Here is an 18927-nt window from a genome sequence, read left to right as displayed (position 1 = left end):
GGCCTTACGAGGAGCCGGCGCTCGTGTCCGTTCCTTGGCAAAGGCAGACCCATTTGAGCCTATCGGTCCGCCCAGCGCAAGAGCCGCCGGGGCACTGGCGGCCCGGGGATTGTCACCTCTCGCCTTCTGCGATTTAGTTGCAGCAATGACCTCCTGCCGGGGATTTCCAAATGACCGCGCCCGCCTCCCAACCCGATGATCCCGCCCTGCTCCGGATCGACGGCCCGATCGCGACCATCACGCTCAACCGTCCCGCCGCGTTCAACTCCGTCAACCTTGCGATCGCCCAGAAGCTCGAGCAGCTCGCGGCCTCCATCGAAGGCGACGACAACATCCGCGTCGTGGTGCTCGAAGGCGAAGGCCGCGCCTTCTCGGCCGGCGGCGATCTGCAGACGATCGGGGCGGCCGCCGAAGCGGGTACGGTGACGCCGGTCGTAGGCGAGCTCCTGAAGCACTATCACGCCTTCATCGAGATCGTCAGGCGCATGCCGAAGATCTCGCTGTCGAGCGTGCACGGCTCGGCGGCCGGCGCCGGCATGGGCCTCGCCTTCGTCACTGACCTCTGCATCGCCGCTGATGATGCCAAGTTCACGCCGGCCTATGCCAAGATCGGGGTATCGCCCGACGGCGGCTCGACGGTCGGCATCGTCGGCACGGTCGGCCCCCGTCGCGCGCTGCAGATTTTTCTTGCCGAGGACAATTTCACCGCACAGCAGGCCCATGAATGGGGCCTCGTTGCCAAGGTCGTTCCCGCCGCGGAATTGAAGGCGGCGACGCGAAAGCTCGCCGAGCGTCTCGCGCAGAACCCGCCGGCCGCAATCGCCGGCACAAGGCAGCTGGTCTACCAGGCCGCCACCACCCCGGTGAAACAGCAGTTAGACGCCGAGGAGCACAAGATCATCATGGCGATGAACACGGAAGCGTTTCGCACTGCCGTGAAGAAATTCACGAGCAAGTCAAAGTGACGAGGCCCACGCGCAGCTTCTACGGCCTTCGTCACGGCGCGACCGACTGGAATCGCGAGGGCCGATTCCAGGGGCGGACCGACAATCCGCTGAACGAGGACGGCCTGCGGCAGGCGCAAGAAGCCGTGGACATGCTGCGTGGCGTCGGCATCAGCCGCATCATTGCAAGCCCCCTGGTGCGCGCGGCGCGAACGGCAGAGATCATCGCGGACGCGATCTCGGTCCCGCTTGCGATCGACGAAGGCATCATCGAGTTCGATTTCGGCAGCTTTGAGGGCCTGCCCGTCCGCGATCTGATGATCAAGCACGGTGTCAAATCAGCGACGGGCCTCGTGTCGATCCTTCCGACCGACGGCGAGAACTGGGACGCCATGGCCGAGCGTTCGCTGCGTTGCGTCTCGACCTGGCTCGAGCGTCATCCTGACGACAACCTGCTGTTCGTCTGCCACGACGCGGTGATGCAGGGCATGGCAAACGCGCTGTGCGGCAGCTACTTCAGGAATAGCCACGGCACGCCGTTCTGCTACGTGCACGAAAACACGCGATGGAGCATCGAGCAAATCGCTACTGCGGACAGATATAGCCCGTCCCCGCCGGTGACTTGAAGCAGCCGACCGATTCAGGGAGCACGTGCCGCGGCAGCCATAGCACCACGCTCGGGAAATAGATCGCAAAGGCAATCGTCGCCAGGAACACCAGGTAGATCGGTAGCGCCGCGCGTAATGCCTTGGCGAAGCTGACGCCGACGAATTTCGCCCCCATCAGCAGCACCAGCCCATAAGGCGGCGTGATCAGGCCGAAGGCGAGCGTCGCGATCAGCACCACGCCCATGTGCACGGCATTGATGTCGCCGGCTTCCGTCAGCGCGTTGACCAGGGGCATGAAGATGATGATGGTCGGCACCGGCTCGATGAAATCGCCGACGATGGTGAAGAGCAGCACCATCAACAGCATGATCAGGTGTGGATCATTGCCGGCGATCGAGGTGATCCACTCGGCTATGTAAGTCGCACCGCGCAAATAAGCCAGCATCCAGCCGAAGGCGTTGGCGGCGCCGATGGTGATCAGCGGCAGCGAGAAGATCAGGCCCGCGAGACAGAAATCGTAAGGAATCTTCTTGATATGCCCGCGGTTGAGCGCGGGGATCACGACCAGAACGATCCAGACCACCGCGACCACGCCCGCCTCCGTCGGCGTGAACCAGCCGGTCAAGATGCCCCCGAGCAGGATCACCGGGATCATCAGCGGCAGAGCGGCATCGCCGGCCGCGAACACCACCTGCTTGAGCGGCGCACGTGGCTTGCGCAGTCCGGACGGGCCGAAGAAATAGCAATAGATCATCAACCCGAAACCGATCATCATGCCCGGCACCACGCCTGCCATGAACAGGCCGGCGATCGAGACGTTGCCGACCGCGCCGTAGACCACGGCGGTGATGCTGGGCGGCACCAGCGCGGCGATGGTCGATGCGGACGCGATGATCGCCGCGATGAAGGCGGGCTCATAACCCTCGCGCTTCATCGGGCCGCCGAGCGCGCGGCTCATCACGGCGACGTCGGCGGTGGTGGAGCCCGACATCTCCGAGAAGAACATGCTGAAAACGACCACGACCTGCGACAGCCCGCCCCTGATATGCCCGACCAGCGACACCGAAAGATTGGCTATTCGCACCACGACGTTGGCCGAGCTCATGAGCTCGCCGACCAGCAGGAAGAACGGGATCGCCAGCAGCGCTTCGGAATCGACGCCATCAAAGATCTTCTGAATGATGGCGGCGAGCGAAACATCCGACAGCAGCGCGCCGATGAAGACGCCGGCCATCAGTGAGAACGGCACGGGCACGCCGAGATAGCCGAACGACAGGAAGCAGACCGTCATCAACGCCAGGACGATGGGTGCGCTCATGGTTGCACCCCCATCTGTGCGGCAGCAACGACCGGCTCCGCATCCTCGTCCGGTGGCTCGAGATGGTCGAAGCCATTGCGCAGGCCGTTGACAAGCTGCTCGATGGTGAACAGGCCGATCAGCACGCCCGACAGCGGGATGATCGCGTAAAGCGAGGCGATCGGCGTGCCCGACGGCAGACGAAAACTGCCGAAGCCGCGCAGATAATTCTGGTAGCCGTACCAGATCAGGCAGAAGGCGACGCCGAGCACGACGAGACGGATGATCACCTCGACGATCAGCCGCGAGGTGCCGTGCATCGCCTCGGAGATGGCGGTGAGATAGAGGTGGTCGTTGCGCCGCGTCGCGGCCGCCGTGCCGATAAAGATCGCGTAGATGAACAGCGTCGACGTGACCTCCTGCAGCCACAGCCAGGGATGGCCGATGGTCCGGGTCACGATGTCGGCGGTCACCGACAGCGAAAATCCGAAGCAGAGCACGCCGCAGAGGATCATCAGCGCGAGCTCGAGCCAGTCGAGCCAGCGCCATTTCAGGTGGCGTTGGCGTTGCACGAGCAGTTTGTCGGCGATGGGCATTGTTGTCCCCGGCTGCAGGTTGGCTGCACCTCTCCCGCTTGCGGGAGAGGCATAGGCCGCCTTCGGCGGCCGTTCCTTAAAGACACGCCGTGGCGAAGCCTCGGCTATGGCGGAGCGCCGGGTGAGGGCTCTCTCCTCATTGGGAATCTCTCCGCGGAGACACCCTCTCCCCACCCCTCTCCCGCAGGCGGGAGAGGGAGCGCACCGTCTTCCAGTGCGCGCTCTAATTAATCGACCGGATCAAATCCTTGATCTTCTCGGCGTGCGGGCCGAGATCCTTGGCGAGCTTGTCGAGATAGGGATCGGCGACCGCCGCGAAGCTCTTCTTGTCGACGTCCTGCACGACCTTGACGCCCATCTTCTTCAGCTTCTCGGCGGCCGTGCGCTCCAGCTCGAACGCCTTCGCGGGCTCCTTGGTGCTGATCTCGTTGGCCGCAGTCTGCACCCATTGCTTCTGTTCGGCCGAGAGGCTCTGCCAGAGCTTGTCGGAGATGAACACCAGCGCGTTGTTGGCCTCGTGCTCGGTGATGTTGAGGACCGGGGCGACCTCGTAATGCTTGTTGACGAGGTAGACGTTGATGCTGTTCTCGGCGACGTCGACGACACCGGTTTGCAAGCTGGTGTAGACGCTGCCGAACGGCATATGCACGGTCTGGGCGCCATAGGCCGGAAACATGGTGTCCTCGGTCGCGGTCGCCTGCACGCGGATCTTCGCGCCCTTGATATCGCCGACGTTATGGATCTCCTTTCTGGAGTACATGTGGCGCACGCCCTGCGAGCCGGTCGCGATCACGTGCAGGCCCTGCGTGGTCTCGTCGATCATGGCCTTGAGCGCTTCGAACACGCGGGGATCCGCCAGACCCTTGACGACGTGGTTCTCGTCGCGGAACAGATAGTGCAGAGACATCACACCGGCCTGCGGCGAGATCGTCGCGGTGTTGGCGGAGGAAATGATCGAGAATTCGACGTCGCCGGCCTTCACGAGCTGGAGCACCTGCGGCTCCTGCCCGAGCTGCGCGCCCGGATACTGGTCGATGATCATGGTGCCCTTGCTCAATTCCTTGAGCTTGTCGGCAAAGAGGTCGCCCGCGATGGAATAGCCGGTGTTGCGCGGCTGGTCATAGGCGAAGCGATAATGCTTCACCTCCTGCGCTCCGGCCCCGGTGACGAAAAGCATAGCAGCCGCAGCCGCCAACCCACGCATGGATCGTGCAATCATCGTTTCCCCCTGTGTTATCGCCCGCCGCTTGTGCGGTCTGAGCGCTCGTTCGAGTGTCGATCAGCCCTTTTCGGTCTTCTTCCCAGTCCTCTGCATGAAATCGAAGTCGCAGCCCTCGTCGGCCTGCATGATGGTCTCGTTGAACAGCCAAGCGTAACCGCGCCGGGCTTCCTCCGGCGCTGCGGCCGGCTTCAACGCGGCACGACGCCGCTCCAACTCGGCCGCATCGACCAGCAGCTCGATGCTGCGCTTGGCCACATCCAGGCTGATCAGGTCGCCGTTCTTCACCAGCGCCAGCGGCCCGCCGACAGCGGATTCCGGGGTGATGTGCAGCACGATGGTGCCGAACGCGGTACCGCTCATGCGCGCATCCGAAATGCGCACCATGTCCTTGATGCCGCCGCGCGCCAGCTTCTTCGGGATCGGCAGATAGCCCGCCTCGGGCATGCCCGGCGCTCCTTTCGGGCCGGCATTGCGCAGCACCAGCACGTCGTCGGCGGTCACGTCGAGATCTGGATCGTCGACCCGCAAGGTCATGTCCTCGACGGATTCGAACACCACGGCGCGCCCGGTGTGTTGCAACAGCTTGGGGCTCGCGGCCGATTGCTTGATCACCGCGCCGCGCGGCGCGAGATTGCCGTGCAGGACGGCAAGGCCGCCCTCCTTCTTGATCGGATTGTCGCGCGGACGGATCGCATCCTGGCCCGGCACATCCTCCGCATTGGCGACGACGTCGCGCAGCGTCTGGCCACTGATGGTCTTCGCTTCGAGATCGACGAGGTCACCGAGCTGCGCCAGCAGTTTCGGCACGCCGCCAGCGTGATGGAAATGCTCCATGTAATGTTCGCCGGACGGCTTGAGATCGACCAGCACCGGCACCTCGCGGCCAATCTGGTCGAATATCTCGAGATCGAGCCGATGCGGCGAGCGATGCGCCATCGCCGTCAGATGGATCAGGCCGTTGGTCGAGCCGCCGATCGCCTGAAGCACGACCTGCGCATTTTTGAAAGACGCCGGCGTCAGCAGCTCACTCGGCTTCGGCCCCTTCGCCTTCGCCATCTCGGCCGCCACCTTGCCGCTCGCCTCCGCCAGACGAAAACGCTCGGCGTGTGGCGCGGGAATCGTCGCGCTCATCGGCAGTGACAGGCCCATGGCTTCGATCATGCAGGCCATGGTCGAGGCCGTACCCATCACCATGCAGGTGCCGACCGATGGCGCCAAGCGCCCGTTCACCGCCTCGATCTCGGCATCGTCCATCTCGCCGGCGCGGTATTTCGCCCAGAGCCGGCGGCAGTCGGTGCAGGCGCCCAGTACCTCGCCCTTGTGATGGCCGACCACCATGGGGCCGACCGGAATAACTACGGTCGGCAGATCCGCGCTGATCGCGGCCATGACCTGCGCGGGCAACGTCTTGTCACAGCCGCCGATCACGATCACCGAATCCATCGGCTGGGCCCGGATCATCTCCTCGGTATCCATCGCCATCAAATTGCGCAGATACATCGAGGTCGGATGCGCAAAGCTCTCGGCGATCGAGATGGTGGGGAACACGAACGGCATCGCGCCCGACAGCATCACGCCGCGCTTGGCGGCTTCGATGATTTGCGGGACGTTGCCGTGGCAGGGATTGTAATCGCTATAGGTGTTGGTGATGCCGACGATCGGGCGCTCCAGCGCGTCGTCGGAATAACCCATGGCCTTGATGAACGCCTTGCGCAGGAACAACGAGAAGCCGGCGTCGCCATAGCTCGTCAGACCCTTGCGCAAGCCACTCGTCATCATGCCACTCCTCAAGTTGCCATTGTGGTACAGCCTGTCCCTAGATTGTCAATAAGATTGGTCCATATTGTCGCATTTTCTGGTTCCTGGCGTCGTTAGTAACACGAATTATTGACAATCCATCCCTTCCCTGCTCCACAGGACGGACCGGCCAGGCGCCGGAGGCTGAGGGCATGTCCGAGATTCGCACCGCAGACGCCATGCCAGTCCGGCGCGACGACCCGGACGACGTTGTCGCGCGGCTGGAAGAGGACATCATCTTCGGCCGCCTGCCGCCGGGCGCGCGCCTGACCGAAGATGCGCTGATGTCGCGCTACGGCACCTCCCGCCACTTCGTGCGCCAGGCGCTGGTTGACGCCGAGCGGCGCGGCATCGTCCGCCGCGAGAAGAACGTCGGCGCCACCGTGCGGTACTACTCGTCCGAGGAGGTCCGGCAGATCTACGAGGTCAGGGAGATGCTGACGCGGCAGGCGGCGCTGATGATCCCCCTGCCCGCACCGCAAGCCCTGATCGACGAGCTCTCCGCGCTGCAACGGCAATATTGCAGCAAGGCCGACGCGCAGGACCTGCGCGGCATCCACGAAGCCAACGACGCCTTCCACCTCGCGCTGTTCTCTGCTTGCGGCAATCCCTACCTGGTGCGCTCGCTCCAGGACTACATGAACCTGACGCTGCCGATGCGCGCGAAGAATCTCGCCGACCGCGAGGGCCTCGCGCAATCGCGGCGCCAGCACGAGATGATGGTCGAGTTGCTGAGGGGGCGCGACAGCTGGGCATTGGCACAGCTGTGTGTGGATCACATGCAGTTCAGCAAGAAGGATTATCTCAAACGCATCGCTGAGGATGAGGCGGGGCGCTAGGTGGCCAGGTTCCTGCCACGATACGAGCCGTATACGTCCGAGACGGAACGTCGCCAGCCCAGCCGCGTTGGAAGGCTTGAGCGAGATTCATTCGCCCGTCGTGCTTCGGACGGGGCAGAGTGACGATGGTCAGCCCATGGAGGACTGGCTAGCGCACGGTTTGAGCAATGAGGGTCTGCGGAGCAATGCGGGCCGGTTTGTTCATCGCATTGATTGCAGCGGCCTGGCTCGGCGGACAGGTCCAGGAGTCCCTCGCACAAACGCGACCTTCCGCTTCTCCAAGTGAACCCGGGAAAGCGTCTCCGCGAAAAGAAAGCGTCCCCAGGAAAGAAACCCGACGTTCCGCGGACCCATTTACGGTGGGTTTCGTAACCGGTACGCCGCAATGCACTGAATTCGCCATGGCTCAGGATATTGCGTCCACACTGGCCAGTGGTCAGGAGACGGGCCCTCGTGGCGAAGTCGCTTTGCGGGTTGTGCCAATCGTTGGAAACGGCGGCACCCGCAGCGTCCTGGACGTGCTCACCTTGGCAGGTGCCGACGTGGCGATCGCACCTGTTATCCTGGTCGACCGGCTCCGGGAAGCAAAGACGTTCGGAGACATCTCTGACAAGCTAACCTATATTGCCCCGCTCCATATCGAAGAGTTCCATCTCCTCGCGCGACCGGAGATCGCAAGCCTGACGGATCTTGCGGGAAAGAAGGTCAATCTCGGCGAGGACGGCAGTGCCGGTGCCGTGCTTGGCCGCGAGGTGCTGAATCGTTTGGGCGTCAAGATCAGGGAGTCGAACTTGGGACCTGAGGCCGCGCTGCACGGTCTGAGGAAGGGAGATCTCTCCGCCGCTCTGTTGGTCTCAGGAAAGCCGGTCAGCTTCCTGACGCAGGTCTCGCAACTCGATGGTATTCGCCTCCTGCCTATCCCCTACTCCAAAGAGCTGCTGCAAGAAGATTATCTGCCATCGACGCTTCGCCATCAGGACTACCCGAATATCATTGCGGCCGAAGCAAGCGTCGACACGATCGCGATCAAATCCGCTCTGTTCGCCTACAACTGGCCGAGCGGCAATGAGCGATATCGGTTGCTGGAATTCTTCGTCCAGAACTTGTTCACGCGCTTTCCTGAGTTTCTTGGCGACGCACATCACCCCAAATGGCGCGAGGTGAACCTGGCCGCGCTGCTCCCCGGATGGCGACGATTCCGACCGGCAGAGCGCTGGCTCCAGCAGCAATCCGGAGGCGAGGCCGCGCTTCGCAAGGCGTTCGGCCGGTTCCTCGAGGGAAAGCCAACCGCGAAACCGCCAGACCGCGAAGAATTGTTCCAGGATTTCCTGCGCTGGCGAGAACGCAATCCAGGCAAGTGAGCAAGCCAAACAACGGCAAACAAACCTCGGGAGGTGTCGATGCGCAAAGCGCTTGTGAGCACAGCCTTGGTCGCGTTGCTCGCCCTGATCGCCGATGTGAGGCGCCCAGCCGCCCAATTTGCCCCCTTCTGGCCATCAGCGCCGCAGACCCTTGCACCGGCCATCGCGCCACCGTCTGACCAGGTCGAACAAGCCAGGACAGCCCGCCATCGAAGCAGCAAGCCGCGCAGGAAGCACGAAGTCGTTCGTCCGCCGCCAAATCAGCGGAAGGTCGCGGAAAGAAACGGATACAAGCGGGTCAGCGATCTCGTGAACTTCCCGAAGTTCTTTCCGGGCCTTGGCATCATCTTCGTCAAGCCCGACACTTTGCCGCTGGGGCCATTCCTATGTTTCGATCGCAGGGATCGTCTGGTGGCGACCGTGTACATGGTCCCGAACAAGGACATCGACGATCACAAGTCGTTGGAGGGGGCGGGGCCAGCGCGGTCAGTTGACCACGTCAGCATCTACTTCAACCCGGGTCACCCCGGCGTGGATGTGCCGCATTACCATGTGGTGCTGTGGCATGTGACCAAAAAACAGGAAGCGCGCGTTGAAAAATGACGTCGGGCCTTTCTTGCAAGATCCGACTGCAGGGAAGAAGTGCGATGGGGTTCGCTTCGCATTGCCCATCCTACGACGGGCGTTTAGTACCGTCGCAGCAGGCCGCGATCCACGCTGGCATCGCCATAGTCGGCGCAGCCCCCTTTCGGGTCCTTGATCAAGGCCGCCCGGACGCGCCTGAACGTCCTGCCGGCCGCGTCGGACACTTCGGGGCGGAACTTGCCGGGATCGTAGCTCTCGCCATCTCGGGCCTTGATGGCCGCGGCATAGGCGTCGATCATGGCCATTGCGGCTTCGGGACTGCCGAGCAGTCGCGCGCCGAACTGAACGCTGCCGCTGCCATCGACTTCGTAGCCGTCGCATCGCTGTTCAAGCACCACGGATGCGGTGACGAGCTGGTCGAGGAAGGCCGCCTCGGCGTCGCTGAGCGATACGGCGCGCGCCGATACCGGCATGATCGCGACGAGCATTGCGACGACGGGCAGCGCGTTTTTCAAGCGCGTCCCTGACGACCGACGAAGAGTCCGTACAGGAAGAGAAGGATGATCGCGCCCACGACGCTCCCGATGAATCCGGCGCCTTCCCCGAACCGATACCATCCCACGGCCTGACCGAGATAGGTCGCAACAAACGCACCGACGATTCCCAGAACCGTCGTCAGGATGAACCCCTTGGGCTCGGATTTGTCGCCGGGCATGATGAACTTCGCGAGCAGTCCAACGATGAATCCGATGATGATCGTCCAAAGGATGCCCATGTCCATCGCTCCATTCGGTCAATTCGCGCATCAACATCCGACGGTACGCGTCATCGTTCGAAGAGCCTGACGATCCCCGAGGCAGCCTTGATCTAGATCAATGGGCAGACGCGGCCAGACCGAAAGCTGGAGCCTTTAAAGACGCTCCTCTGCGGCAAAGCATTCGAGCTCCGCGGCGCGAAGCGGATCAATGCATGGCGATCATTGGCGAGATCACGCACACCACGACCTACCGATATGCAAAGCCGGTGAGGTTCGGCACGCACCGCGCCATGTTCCTGCCGCGGCGCGGCGCCTCGACCCGGCTGCTTCGCTGGTCGGCCCGCACCAGCCTGCCGTCGAAGGTGCATTGGGTCACCGACTCCCGCTCCAATGCCGTCACGGTGATGGACTTCAGCGAGCCAGGCAGCGAATTGACTTTCACGTTCAAGGTTCGCGGCATCTATTTCGGCATCAAGGGCCTGGAGGCGTTTCCGCTGGAGGCCCGGGCCGAGGAAGTCCCCATGCAGTATACGCCGGACGAATGGACCGACCTGGCCGGGTACCTGCGTCCACATGCCGACGATATCGACGGTAGCCATGCGGCGTGGACCAAGAGCTTCGTTGCCGGCGATCAGGATCGGACCGCCGACGTGCTGCGCCGAATGCTGGCCATGTTTCGCAGCGAGTTCAGCTATCGCGGGAGAGATGCCGAAGGCACCCAGTCCCCTAGCGAAACGTTACGCACGAAATCCGGCACCTGCCGGGACTTCGCCTGGCTGATGATCGAGACGCTGCGCCGGCTCGGCTTCGCCTCACGCTTCGTCAGCGGCTATCTCTACGACGCAGCGCTCGACGGCGGTGCCGTGGGCATGACCGGCTCCGGCGCGACCCACGCATGGGTGCAGGTGTTCCTGCCCGGCGCCGGCTGGCTGGATTACGATCCGACCAACAGCTTGAGTGCCGGTTTCGACCTCATCCCGGTGGCCATAGCGCGGCATCCGGGCCAGGCCGTGCCGCTGGCCGGCTCGTGGTTCGGCGATCCCGGCGACTATCTCGGCATGTCAATCAATGTCGCCGTCAACAAGATCGGCGAGATGCTTGATCCTTCGGAGGGTTAGGCTGCCGGGAGACGCGGCGATCGCTGGCCATGGTATTCTATCGCAACAGCACAAAGGGACACGGGCTGGTCGACGCCGTCACCGTCCCATTCGAGATCATGAAGGGCAGGCTCCGGCAACTCTATGAGGGTGACACGTTCGGCTGCATCCGATTCCGCTACGCCCTGCTCGTGCTCGACATCGTCACGGTCCTGTTCATCATCGCGACGTCGTTCCTGCCGCGCAACAGGGCCGTCGAGACGCTCGATGTCCTGTTCGGTATCCTGATCCTTGCGGATTTCTCGGCGCGAATGATCATTAGCCGCCAGCCGCTGCACGACCTCGCGCGGCTGTCGACCTGGACCGACATCGTCGTCATCATCTCGTTCCTCGCGCCGCTCGCCGGGGAAGCTGGCGGCTTCCTGCGCGCATTTCGAACGTTGCGGCTGCTGCGCGACTACCAGATGGTGGCGCGCCTGCGGATCGACAGCCCGTTCTTCCGGCGCAACGAGGAAGTCGTCTTTGCCGTCGCAAATCTCGGCGTGTTCATCTTCGTGATGACAGGGATCGTCTACGAGACCCAGAAGTCCCACAACCACCAGATCGCCAACTATGCCGACGCGCTCTACTTCACGGTCACCGCACTGACCACGACCGGCTTCGGCGACGTCACCCTGCCCGGCACCGTCGGACGCCTGATCACCGTCGTCATCATGATCTTCGGCGTGACCCTTTTCCTGAATCTCGCCAAGACCCTGCTCGCGCCCTCCAAGGTGCGGTTCCCCTGCCCGGTCTGCGGTCTGCAGCGCCATGATGTCGACGCGGTGCATTGCAAGGCCTGCGGGACCGTATTGAACATTCCCGACGAAGGCCTCGACTAGGCTCCCGGCGCCAGTGCCGTCGAGCCCTCCTCACCCCGCACGCGGGGCGAGGAGCGCATGGCGGTCTACCGCTTATTCCAATCAATGATCCGGCTCACATCGCCGTCGAACTCCGCGCTGCAGAAGGCGCCGCCCTGATAGTGGTCACCGATCGGATCCGGCTTCAGCTTGGCCTGCTCGGCCATCGCGTGCGCGACGTGATCCTCAGAGCGGCCGGTGGGGCGATAGCCGAACTCGTAGGCGCGGCTGTTGTCCCACCAGGCGCGCTCGTTCAGCGAGACGCCGTAGAAGACCTCGAAATGGATGCCGGGATGCTCGAGCCCGATATGACAGAGCTGCACCAGGTCTTCCGGCTTCAGCCAGATCGAGATGCGGCGATGGTCGAGCGGCCTGTCGCCGAAATTTCCGATGCGCAGGCACGTCACCTTCAGCCCGTGCTTGTCGGCATAGAGCGCGCCGACAGCTTCGCCGAACACCTTGCTGACGCCGTAGCGGCCGTCGGGGCGCGGGGTGACGTCGGTGCCGATCTTGTGGTGGCGCGGGTAGAAGCCAACGGCGTGATTGGACGAGGCGAACACCACGCGTTTGACGCCCTTGCGGTAGGCGGCCTCGAACAGGTTATAGCAGCCGATGATGTTGGCCTGGAGAATGTCGTCCCAGGGGCCTTCGACCGAATAGCCGCCGAAATGGATGATGCCGTCGACGCCCTCGCAGATCGCCTCGCACTGAGCGAGATCGGCGAGGTCCGCCGCCTTGAATTTTTCGCTCGCTCCGAGATCGGCCGGCGGCTTGATGTCGGAGAGCAGGAGATCCGGATAGATCGGCGGCAGCAGTTTTCGCAGGCTCGTGCCGATCCCGCCCGAAGCTCCCGTCATCAAGATGCGCGGCATGTCTTTCCTCGTATGTAGCAACCGATTTGCGGCCGTAGATATCTGATGCTAGCAGACTTGGACAGAGGGAACGCAACAACGAGAATTGCACATGAACGATGCATCGTCCCATCCTCAAGGCTGGCAGCCGGCGACCTATTACCCCGATCCCGCGATAAAAGCACTGGACCCCCGCTTCGAAAAATACTGGCTGAAATTGTCGGCGGTGGAGCGGCTGACGACGGGCCTGCGCTGGGCCGAGGGACCGGTGTGGTTCGGTGATGGGCGCTATCTGCTCTGCAGCGACATTCCGAACCAGCGCATCATCAAATGGGAGGAAGAGACGGGCGCCGTCTCGGTGTTCCGCAAGCCCTCGAATTTCGCCAACGGCAACACACGCGACCGGCAGGGCCGGCTCGTCACCTGCGAGCACGGCGGGCGGCGCGTGGTGCGCACCGAATATGACGGCAGCATCACCGTACTGATGGATCAATTCAACGGCAAGCGGTTGAACTCGCCGAACGATGTCATTGTTAAATCGGACGGCTCGATCTGGTTCACCGATCCGACCTTCGGCCTGCTCGGCAATTACGAGGGCTACAAGGCCGAGCCCGAGATCGATCCGAATGTCTACCGGCTCGATCCCACGACCGGCAAAGCGACCATCGTCGCCGAGGGCGTGCTCGGTCCGAACGGGCTGTGCTTCTCGCCGGACGAGAAGATCCTCTATGTCGTGGAATCCCGCGGCGTGCCGAACCGGAAAATCCTCGCCTATGACGTCGCGGCGGACGGCACCTCGATTTCCAACAAGCGCGTCCACATCGATGCAGGTCCCGGCACGCCGGACGGCATGCGCTGCGACGTCGACGGCAATCTCTGGTGCGGCTGGGGCATGGGCGATCCCGAGCTCGACGGCGTCGTGGTGTTCGCGCCCGACGGCGTCATGATCGGCCGCATTGCGCTGCCCGAGCGCTGCGCGAACGTCTGCTTCGGCGGCGCCAAGCGCAACCGCCTGTTCATGGCGGCGAGCCAGTCGATCTACGCGCTGTATGTGAACACGCAGGGTGCGACGGGAGGATAGGCGCTTCCGCAATGACGGTCTCGTAGGGTGGGCAAAGCGAAGCGTGCCCACCACTTCTTGATGGTGGGCACGTCGCGCGAAGAGCGCGCCTTTGCCCACCCTACGAGATCTCTCCTCCGTCATTGCGAGCGAAGCGAAGCAATCCAGAATGTTTCCGCGGAGACAGTCTGGATTGCTTCGTCGCAAGAGCTCCTCGCAATGACGAAACAAAACGCCGGAGCGGTTTCCCGCTCCGGCGCCTTGTTTGTCCAACCGCTAAAGCTTACGCCGCGTTGAAGCCGGCAACCGCCTTCACTTCGAGGAAGTCCTCGAGACCGTACTTGCCCCACTCGCGGCCGTTGCCGGACTGCTTGTAGCCGCCGAACGGCGCGGTGCGGTCGTTGGGGGCGCCCTGGAGGTTGACGTTGCCCGCGCGGATCTGCCGGCCGACGCGCTTGGCGTCCTCGACCGAAGCGCCCGTGACGTAGCCGGCGAGCCCATAGGGCGTGTCGTTGGCGATGTGCACGGCTTCGGCTTCGTCCTTGGCGCCGATGATTGTCAGCACCGGTCCGAAGATCTCTTCACGGGCGATCGTCATGTCGGGGGTGACGTCGGCGAAGATGGTCGGACGGACATAGAAGCCCTTGTTGACGCCTTCGGGCAGGCCCGGGCCGCCGGCGACGAGGGTGGCGCCCTCGTCGATGCCCTTCTTGATCAGGCCCTGGATCTTGTCCCACTGGCCGCGGTTGACGACCGGGCCGATGGTGGTGCCTTCGGCGCGCGGATCACCGGCCTTGGTCTTGTCGGCGACGGCCTTCGCGATCGCGGCGACTTCCTTCATCTTGGACAGCGGCACGATCATGCGCGAGGGCGCGTTGCAGGATTGGCCGGAGTTGTTGAACATGTGCATCACACCGCCGGTCACTGCCTTCGTGAGGTCGGCGCCTTCGAGGATGACGTTCGGCGACTTGCCGCCGAGCTCCTGGCTGACGCGCTTCACGGTCGGAGCCGCGCGCTTCGCCACGTCGATGCCGGCGCGGGTCGAGCCGGTGAAGGAGATCATGTCGATGTCGGGATGCTCGCTCATGGCGGCGCCGACCTCGGGGCCGAGGCCGTTGACGAGATTGAACACGCCCTTCGGCACGCCGGCTTCATGGAGGATTTGCGCGAAGATCAGCGCCGAGGTCGGGGTGAACTCGCTGGGCTTCAGGATCATGGTGCAGCCGGCAGCGAGCGCGGGCGCGACCTTGCAGGCGATCTGGTTGAGCGGCCAGTTCCAGGGCGTGATCATGCCGACCACGCCGACCGGCTCGCGCAGCACCATGGCGGTGCCGACCGGCTCCTCGAAATGGTAGTTCTTGAGCACGTCGAGCGTGGTCATGAGATGGCCGAGGCCGGCGCCGGCCTGGAGCTTCTCCGCCATCGGCAGCGGCGCGCCCATCTCGTCGGAGACGGCAGCGCCGATCTCCTTGAGGCGGCCCTTGTAGACCTCGATCACTTTGGTGAGCAGCGCGACGCGCTCGTCACGGCTGGTCTGGGAGAAGGTCGCGAAGGCGCGCTTGGCGGCGGCGACAGCCTTGTCCACGTCGGCCTTGGAGCCCAGCGCAACCTCGTACATCGCCTCTTCCGTCGCCGGATTGACCACGGCGGTGGACTTCTTGACGGCGGGATCGACCCAGGCGCCGTCGATGTAGAATTGCATGCGATTGACCATCGTTAACCTCTTCTTGGGGGCATGTGGGGGCGTTTCGGCAGGCATCCTTGCACGAAAGCGCCGGCAATTGAACCCGCCATATGCGGGGCCAGCGTTGCGGCGGACGGAGGTTATATGAGCCGATGGCGGGAAGGTGGCAAGGTGGCCACGGCGTCATTCCGGGGCGCGGCAAAGGCGCGAGCCCGGAATCCATTTCACCACCGTCTCTGCCGGCCAATGGATTCCGGGCTCGCGCTTCGCGCGCCCCGGAATGACAGTGGGTTACCCCAACTACACCGCCATCTTCCGATGCAGCACCGGCGCGCCGGTGGTGAGGCTTTCGGCCGCATCGATGATCGCATTCGCATCGATGCCGTAGTGCCGATAGAGGTCGGCGATCGTGCCGGTCTGGCCGAACTGCTCGACGCCAAGCGCCTCGACGCGATGGCCGCGGACGCTGCCGAGCCAGCCGAGCGCGGAGGGATGCCCATCGATCACGGTCACGATGCCGCAGTCGCGCGGCAACGGCGCCAGCAACCTCTCGATGTGGCTGAGATGCTGCGCGCCGCGACGATCCCGCCGCAATCTTCGCGCGGCGGTCCAGCCTGAATGGAGACGATCAGCCGAGGTGATCGCGAGCAGGCCGATGTCGCGGCGGCTCTCGCCGATGAAGCCGGTGGCCTCGATCGCCTCCGGTGCGACCGCGCCAGTATAGGCAATCACGACTTCGGCATTCGGGCCTGGCTTGCGCAGCCAATAGGCGCCGTCGGTGACGCCCTGCGCGAGCTCAGGTGTCATGATCCGCTGCGCCTGCTCGATGCTGCGCGTCGACAGCCGCAAATAGACCGAGCCGCCTTCGCCCGGCTCGCGCTGCATGTGGTCAAATCCCCAGCCCATGATCACTGCGAGCTCGTCGACGAAGGCCGGCTCGAACGAGGCGAGGCCATCCTGCGCCATGCCGATCAGGGGCGTTGCGATCGACTGATGCGCGCCGCCTTCCGGCGCGAGCGTGATGCCCGACGGCGTCGCCGCCACCATGAAGCGCGCATCCTGGTAGCAGGCGTAGTTCAGGGCATCGAGGCCGCGCTCGATGAAGGGATCATAGAGCGTGCCGACCGGCAGCAGCCGCTCGCCGTTGATCTGGTGCGACAGGCCGAGCGCCGAGAGCATGATGAACAGGTTCATCTCGGCGATGCCGAGCTCGAGATGCTGGCCCTTTGGCGAGGCATCCCAGTTGAAGGTGGACGGAATTTTCTCGCTGCGGAATAAGTCGGCTTTTTCGGCGCTGGCGAACAGGCCGCGCCGGTTCACCCAGGGGCCGAGATTGGTCGAGACGGTGACGTCGGGCGACGTCGTGACGATGCGCTTGGCCAAGTCGCTGTCGCCACGGGCGATCTCGTTCAGCACGAGACCAAAGCCTTGCTGGGTCGACATCTGGGGCGTCGGCTTGAAGGCCAGTTGCGGGGGCACCTCGATTACAGGCGCGCTCAGGCGGCGGCCGTCCTGGTTGAACGGCACGCCCGCGAGGAACGCGTCGAGCTCGGCGGCGGATTGCGTGAGGCCTTCGTACTTGTCCCATTCACGCCCGGGCCGGATGTTCTGGCTGTCGCGATACTTTTCCATCTGGGCGACCGTCATCAGACCGGCATGGTTGTCCTTGTGGCCCTGGAACGGCAGGCCGACGCCCTTGATGGTGTAGGCGATGAAGCAGACCGGGCGATCGTGATCGATGGACTCGAACGCTTCCAGCATGCTCGCCATGTCATGGCCGCCAAGGTTCGACATCAGCGCCAGCAGCTCCTCGTCGCTGCGCTTGTCGATCAGCTCAGTGATCGCGCCCTGATCGCCGATCTCGTCATGCAGATGCTTGCGGAAGGCGGCGCCGCCCTGGAAGCACAGCGCGGCGTAGAGTGCGTTCGGGCAATTGTCGATCCAGCGCTTCAGCGCCTCGCCGCCGGGCTCGTCGAAAGCCTCACGCATCAGGCGGCCGTATTTGACGATGACCACGTCCCAGCCGAAATTGCGGAACATGGTCTCGAACTTTTCCCACAGCCCTTCGCGCACGACGGCGTCGAGCGACTGGCGGTTATAGTCGACCACCCACCAGGTGTTGCGCAGGCCGTGCTTCCACCCCTCGGCAAGCGCCTCGAAAATGTTACCCTCGTCCATCTCGGCGTCGCCGACGAGGGCAATCATCCGCCCCTCGCGGCGGTCCTTCATCCAGCCATGCGCCTTGACGTAGTCCTGCACCAGCGATGCGAACAGCGTCTGCGCGACGCCGAGGCCGACCGAGCCGGTCGAGAAATCGACGTCGTCGATATCCTTGGTGCGCGAAGGATAGGATTGCGCGCCCTTGAAGCCGCGAAAGTTCTCCAGCTTCTCGCGGCTCTGCCGGCCGAACAGATACTGGATGGCGTGGAACACCGGGCTCGCATGCGGCTTCACCGCGACGCGATCCTCAGGTTTCAGCACGTGGAAATACAGCGCCGACATGATGGTGGCCAGCGAGGCGGAGGAGGCCTGGTGACCGCCGACCTTGAGACCGTCCGCGCTGGGACGGATGTGGTTGGCATGGTGGATGGTCCACGACGACAACCACAGCGCCTTGCGGGCCAGCGCGTTCAGAGTGTCGAGGCGAGTGGTATCAACGGGCATGGCAATGCTCCCGGCAAACAGGTCCCACCGATGATACGCCCGCGGGCGGGGCCAAACTTCTCAATTTTTTGCGCCATACCCGGTGGTATTGGGATATTTTACCAACATATCGCCCAAAGGACAGGTTTCATCCCAATGTCAGAGCTCGACGCCATCGACCGAAAAATCCTCGCTTTGCTCCAGAGCGACAGCCGGCTGACCATGCAGGAGCTCGCCGACAAGGTCGGGCTGTCGGTCTCGCCCTGCCATCGCCGGGTCAAGCTGCTGGAGGAGCGCGGCGTCATCTCGCGCTATGTCGCGACCGTGGACCAGAAGGCGCTCGGCCTGCATGTCAGCGTGTTCATCTCGATCAAGCTGGCGCGGCAGAAGGAGGAGGACCTCAACCGCTTCGCGCGCGCGATCTCAAAATGGGACGAGGTGCTCGAGTGCTATCTGATGACCGGCAACCGCGACTACCTGCTCCGCGTCGTCGCTGCCGACCTCGCCTCCTACGAGACATTTCTGAAGACCAAGCTGACCCGGCTCGACGGCATCGCCTCGATCGAGTCGAGCTTTGCGCTGAGCCAGGTGAAATATTCGATCGCGCTGCCGGTGTGACCTGCTTCAGCGGGATCGGAGGGCTGTCACATGGGCGCAACAAACCCCGTCGATGGTCGTTGGTAGCAC

At 63.7% G+C, this 18927-nt stretch carries 18 protein-coding genes; 9 read left to right on the top strand and 9 right to left on the bottom strand.

Annotation, left to right across the window (positions count from 1 at the left end):
- The first annotated feature begins 170 nt into the window (after nucleotides 1-170).
- Nucleotides 171-965 carry an enoyl-CoA hydratase/isomerase family protein gene (locus tag IVB26_RS13500; RefSeq protein WP_247972103.1) on the top strand — a complete coding sequence of 265 codons (795 nt, stop codon included), beginning with the start codon at nucleotides 171-173 and terminating at the stop codon, nucleotides 963-965.
- Complete coding sequence (locus IVB26_RS13495) at nucleotides 962-1570, top strand: histidine phosphatase family protein (RefSeq protein ID WP_247972102.1); 609 nt, start codon at nucleotides 962-964, stop codon at nucleotides 1568-1570. The genes IVB26_RS13500 and IVB26_RS13495 overlap by 4 nt, the downstream gene beginning before the upstream one ends.
- On the opposite strand, the gene IVB26_RS13490 is transcribed toward IVB26_RS13495, so the two are convergent.
- From IVB26_RS13490 to IVB26_RS13475, 4 genes are all read right to left on the bottom strand, one after another.
- Nucleotides 1530-2870 (bottom strand): TRAP transporter large permease, encoded by a 1341-nt coding sequence (locus tag IVB26_RS13490; RefSeq protein ID WP_247972101.1) that lies wholly within the window; start codon nucleotides 2868-2870, stop codon nucleotides 1530-1532. The two genes, IVB26_RS13495 and IVB26_RS13490, sit on opposite strands and share 41 nt — an antisense overlap.
- Entirely contained in the window at nucleotides 2867-3445 is a 579-nt protein-coding gene (locus tag IVB26_RS13485; protein WP_247972100.1) for a TRAP transporter small permease, read from the bottom strand. The genes IVB26_RS13490 and IVB26_RS13485 overlap by 4 nt, the downstream gene beginning before the upstream one ends.
- 223 nt (nucleotides 3446-3668) lie before the next feature.
- Nucleotides 3669-4664 carry a TRAP transporter substrate-binding protein gene (locus tag IVB26_RS13480; protein ID WP_247972099.1) on the bottom strand — a complete coding sequence of 332 codons (996 nt, stop codon included), beginning with the start codon at nucleotides 4662-4664 and terminating at the stop codon, nucleotides 3669-3671.
- Nucleotides 4665-4724: 60 nt separating this feature from the next.
- The gene (locus IVB26_RS13475; protein WP_247973155.1) at nucleotides 4725-6443 is read right to left on the bottom strand and encodes an IlvD/Edd family dehydratase; all 1719 of its coding nucleotides are present in this window, start codon (nucleotides 6441-6443) and stop codon (nucleotides 4725-4727) included.
- A 173-nt stretch (nucleotides 6444-6616) separates the two neighbouring features.
- On the opposite strand from IVB26_RS13475, the gene IVB26_RS13470 reads away from it, so the two are divergent.
- From IVB26_RS13470 to IVB26_RS13460, 3 genes are all read left to right on the top strand, one after another.
- A complete protein-coding gene (locus IVB26_RS13470) occupies nucleotides 6617-7303 on the top strand; it encodes a GntR family transcriptional regulator (RefSeq protein WP_247972098.1) in 687 nt (228 codons plus the stop codon).
- Nucleotides 7304-7704: 401 nt separating this feature from the next.
- Nucleotides 7705-8664: a TAXI family TRAP transporter solute-binding subunit gene (locus IVB26_RS13465; RefSeq protein ID WP_247972097.1), complete on the top strand. Its 960-nt coding sequence runs from the start codon at nucleotides 7705-7707 to the stop codon at nucleotides 8662-8664.
- 39 nt (nucleotides 8665-8703) lie between these two features.
- Nucleotides 8704-9267, top strand: coding sequence for a hypothetical protein (locus IVB26_RS13460; RefSeq protein WP_247972096.1), 564 nt, complete (start codon nucleotides 8704-8706; stop codon nucleotides 9265-9267).
- Nucleotides 9268-9350: 83 nt separating this feature from the next.
- Here the strand turns inward: IVB26_RS13460 and IVB26_RS13455 are convergent, their stop codons facing one another.
- Nucleotides 9351-9737, bottom strand: a complete 387-nt coding sequence (locus IVB26_RS13455; protein WP_458309371.1) for a hypothetical protein — start codon at nucleotides 9735-9737, stop codon at nucleotides 9351-9353.
- Nucleotides 9738-9760: 23 nt separating this feature from the next.
- Nucleotides 9761-10024, bottom strand: a complete 264-nt coding sequence (locus IVB26_RS13450) for a GlsB/YeaQ/YmgE family stress response membrane protein (protein WP_247973154.1) — start codon at nucleotides 10022-10024, stop codon at nucleotides 9761-9763.
- 194 nt (nucleotides 10025-10218) lie between these two features.
- Here IVB26_RS13450 and IVB26_RS13445 point away from each other — a divergent pair, with 194 nt between their 5' ends.
- Both IVB26_RS13445 and IVB26_RS13440 read left to right on the top strand, forming a co-directional pair.
- On the top strand, nucleotides 10219-11124 hold the full coding sequence (locus IVB26_RS13445) for a transglutaminase family protein (RefSeq protein WP_247972094.1): 906 nt from the start codon (nucleotides 10219-10221) through the stop codon (nucleotides 11122-11124).
- Nucleotides 11125-11153: 29 nt separating this feature from the next.
- Nucleotides 11154-11984, top strand: a complete 831-nt coding sequence (locus IVB26_RS13440) for a potassium channel family protein (RefSeq protein ID WP_247972093.1) — start codon at nucleotides 11154-11156, stop codon at nucleotides 11982-11984.
- Nucleotides 11985-12049: 65 nt separating this feature from the next.
- Here the strand turns inward: IVB26_RS13440 and IVB26_RS13435 are convergent, their stop codons facing one another.
- A complete protein-coding gene (locus IVB26_RS13435; RefSeq protein WP_247972092.1) occupies nucleotides 12050-12874 on the bottom strand; it encodes an NAD-dependent epimerase/dehydratase family protein in 825 nt (274 codons plus the stop codon).
- Nucleotides 12875-12965: 91 nt separating this feature from the next.
- On the opposite strand from IVB26_RS13435, the gene IVB26_RS13430 reads away from it, so the two are divergent.
- Nucleotides 12966-13934, top strand: a complete 969-nt coding sequence (locus IVB26_RS13430; RefSeq protein WP_247972091.1) for an SMP-30/gluconolactonase/LRE family protein — start codon at nucleotides 12966-12968, stop codon at nucleotides 13932-13934.
- A gap of 262 nt (nucleotides 13935-14196) precedes the next feature.
- Here the strand turns inward: IVB26_RS13430 and IVB26_RS13425 are convergent, their stop codons facing one another.
- Both IVB26_RS13425 and IVB26_RS13420 read right to left on the bottom strand, forming a co-directional pair.
- A complete protein-coding gene (locus IVB26_RS13425; protein ID WP_247972090.1) occupies nucleotides 14197-15627 on the bottom strand; it encodes an aldehyde dehydrogenase family protein in 1431 nt (476 codons plus the stop codon).
- Between the two features lie 270 nt (nucleotides 15628-15897).
- Nucleotides 15898-18261 (bottom strand): transketolase, encoded by a 2364-nt coding sequence (locus tag IVB26_RS13420; protein WP_247972089.1) that lies wholly within the window; start codon nucleotides 18259-18261, stop codon nucleotides 15898-15900.
- Between the two features lie 135 nt (nucleotides 18262-18396).
- Between IVB26_RS13420 and IVB26_RS13415 the strand changes: the two genes are divergently transcribed.
- Complete coding sequence (locus tag IVB26_RS13415) at nucleotides 18397-18858, top strand: Lrp/AsnC family transcriptional regulator (protein ID WP_247972088.1); 462 nt, start codon at nucleotides 18397-18399, stop codon at nucleotides 18856-18858.
- The last annotated feature ends 69 nt before the right edge of the window (nucleotides 18859-18927 follow it).

Origin of the sequence: Bradyrhizobium sp. 195 (genome assembly GCF_023101665.1) — a bacterium.
GTDB lineage: Bacteria > Pseudomonadota > Alphaproteobacteria > Rhizobiales > Xanthobacteraceae > Bradyrhizobium.
The sequence above is the reverse complement of the archived record's forward strand: the minus strand, read 5'-3'. Positions and strand labels throughout refer to the sequence as shown.

Coding starts and splice junctions, on each gene's coding strand:
- IVB26_RS13500 (WP_247972103.1), top strand. CDS start 171: ATGACCGCGCCCGCCTCCCAACCCGATGATCCCGCCCTGCTCCGGATC.
- IVB26_RS13490 (WP_247972101.1), bottom strand. CDS start 2,870: ATGAGCGCACCCATCGTCCTGGCGTTGATGACGGTCTGCTTCCTGTCG.
- IVB26_RS13485 (WP_247972100.1), bottom strand. CDS start 3,445: ATGCCCATCGCCGACAAACTGCTCGTGCAACGCCAACGCCACCTGAAA.
- IVB26_RS13480 (WP_247972099.1), bottom strand. CDS start 4,664: ATGATTGCACGATCCATGCGTGGGTTGGCGGCTGCGGCTGCTATGCTT.
- IVB26_RS13475 (WP_247973155.1), bottom strand. CDS start 6,443: ATGACGAGTGGCTTGCGCAAGGGTCTGACGAGCTATGGCGACGCCGGC.
- IVB26_RS13470 (WP_247972098.1), top strand. CDS start 6,617: ATGTCCGAGATTCGCACCGCAGACGCCATGCCAGTCCGGCGCGACGAC.
- IVB26_RS13465 (WP_247972097.1), top strand. CDS start 7,705: ATGGCTCAGGATATTGCGTCCACACTGGCCAGTGGTCAGGAGACGGGC.
- IVB26_RS13460 (WP_247972096.1), top strand. CDS start 8,704: ATGCGCAAAGCGCTTGTGAGCACAGCCTTGGTCGCGTTGCTCGCCCTG.
- IVB26_RS13455 (WP_458309371.1), bottom strand. CDS start 9,737: ATGCTCGTCGCGATCATGCCGGTATCGGCGCGCGCCGTATCGCTCAGC.
- IVB26_RS13450 (WP_247973154.1), bottom strand. CDS start 10,024: ATGGGCATCCTTTGGACGATCATCATCGGATTCATCGTTGGACTGCTC.
- IVB26_RS13445 (WP_247972094.1), top strand. CDS start 10,219: ATGGCGATCATTGGCGAGATCACGCACACCACGACCTACCGATATGCA.
- IVB26_RS13440 (WP_247972093.1), top strand. CDS start 11,154: ATGGTATTCTATCGCAACAGCACAAAGGGACACGGGCTGGTCGACGCC.
- IVB26_RS13435 (WP_247972092.1), bottom strand. CDS start 12,874: ATGCCGCGCATCTTGATGACGGGAGCTTCGGGCGGGATCGGCACGAGC.
- IVB26_RS13430 (WP_247972091.1), top strand. CDS start 12,966: ATGAACGATGCATCGTCCCATCCTCAAGGCTGGCAGCCGGCGACCTAT.
- IVB26_RS13425 (WP_247972090.1), bottom strand. CDS start 15,627: ATGGTCAATCGCATGCAATTCTACATCGACGGCGCCTGGGTCGATCCC.
- IVB26_RS13420 (WP_247972089.1), bottom strand. CDS start 18,261: ATGCCCGTTGATACCACTCGCCTCGACACTCTGAACGCGCTGGCCCGC.
- IVB26_RS13415 (WP_247972088.1), top strand. CDS start 18,397: ATGTCAGAGCTCGACGCCATCGACCGAAAAATCCTCGCTTTGCTCCAG.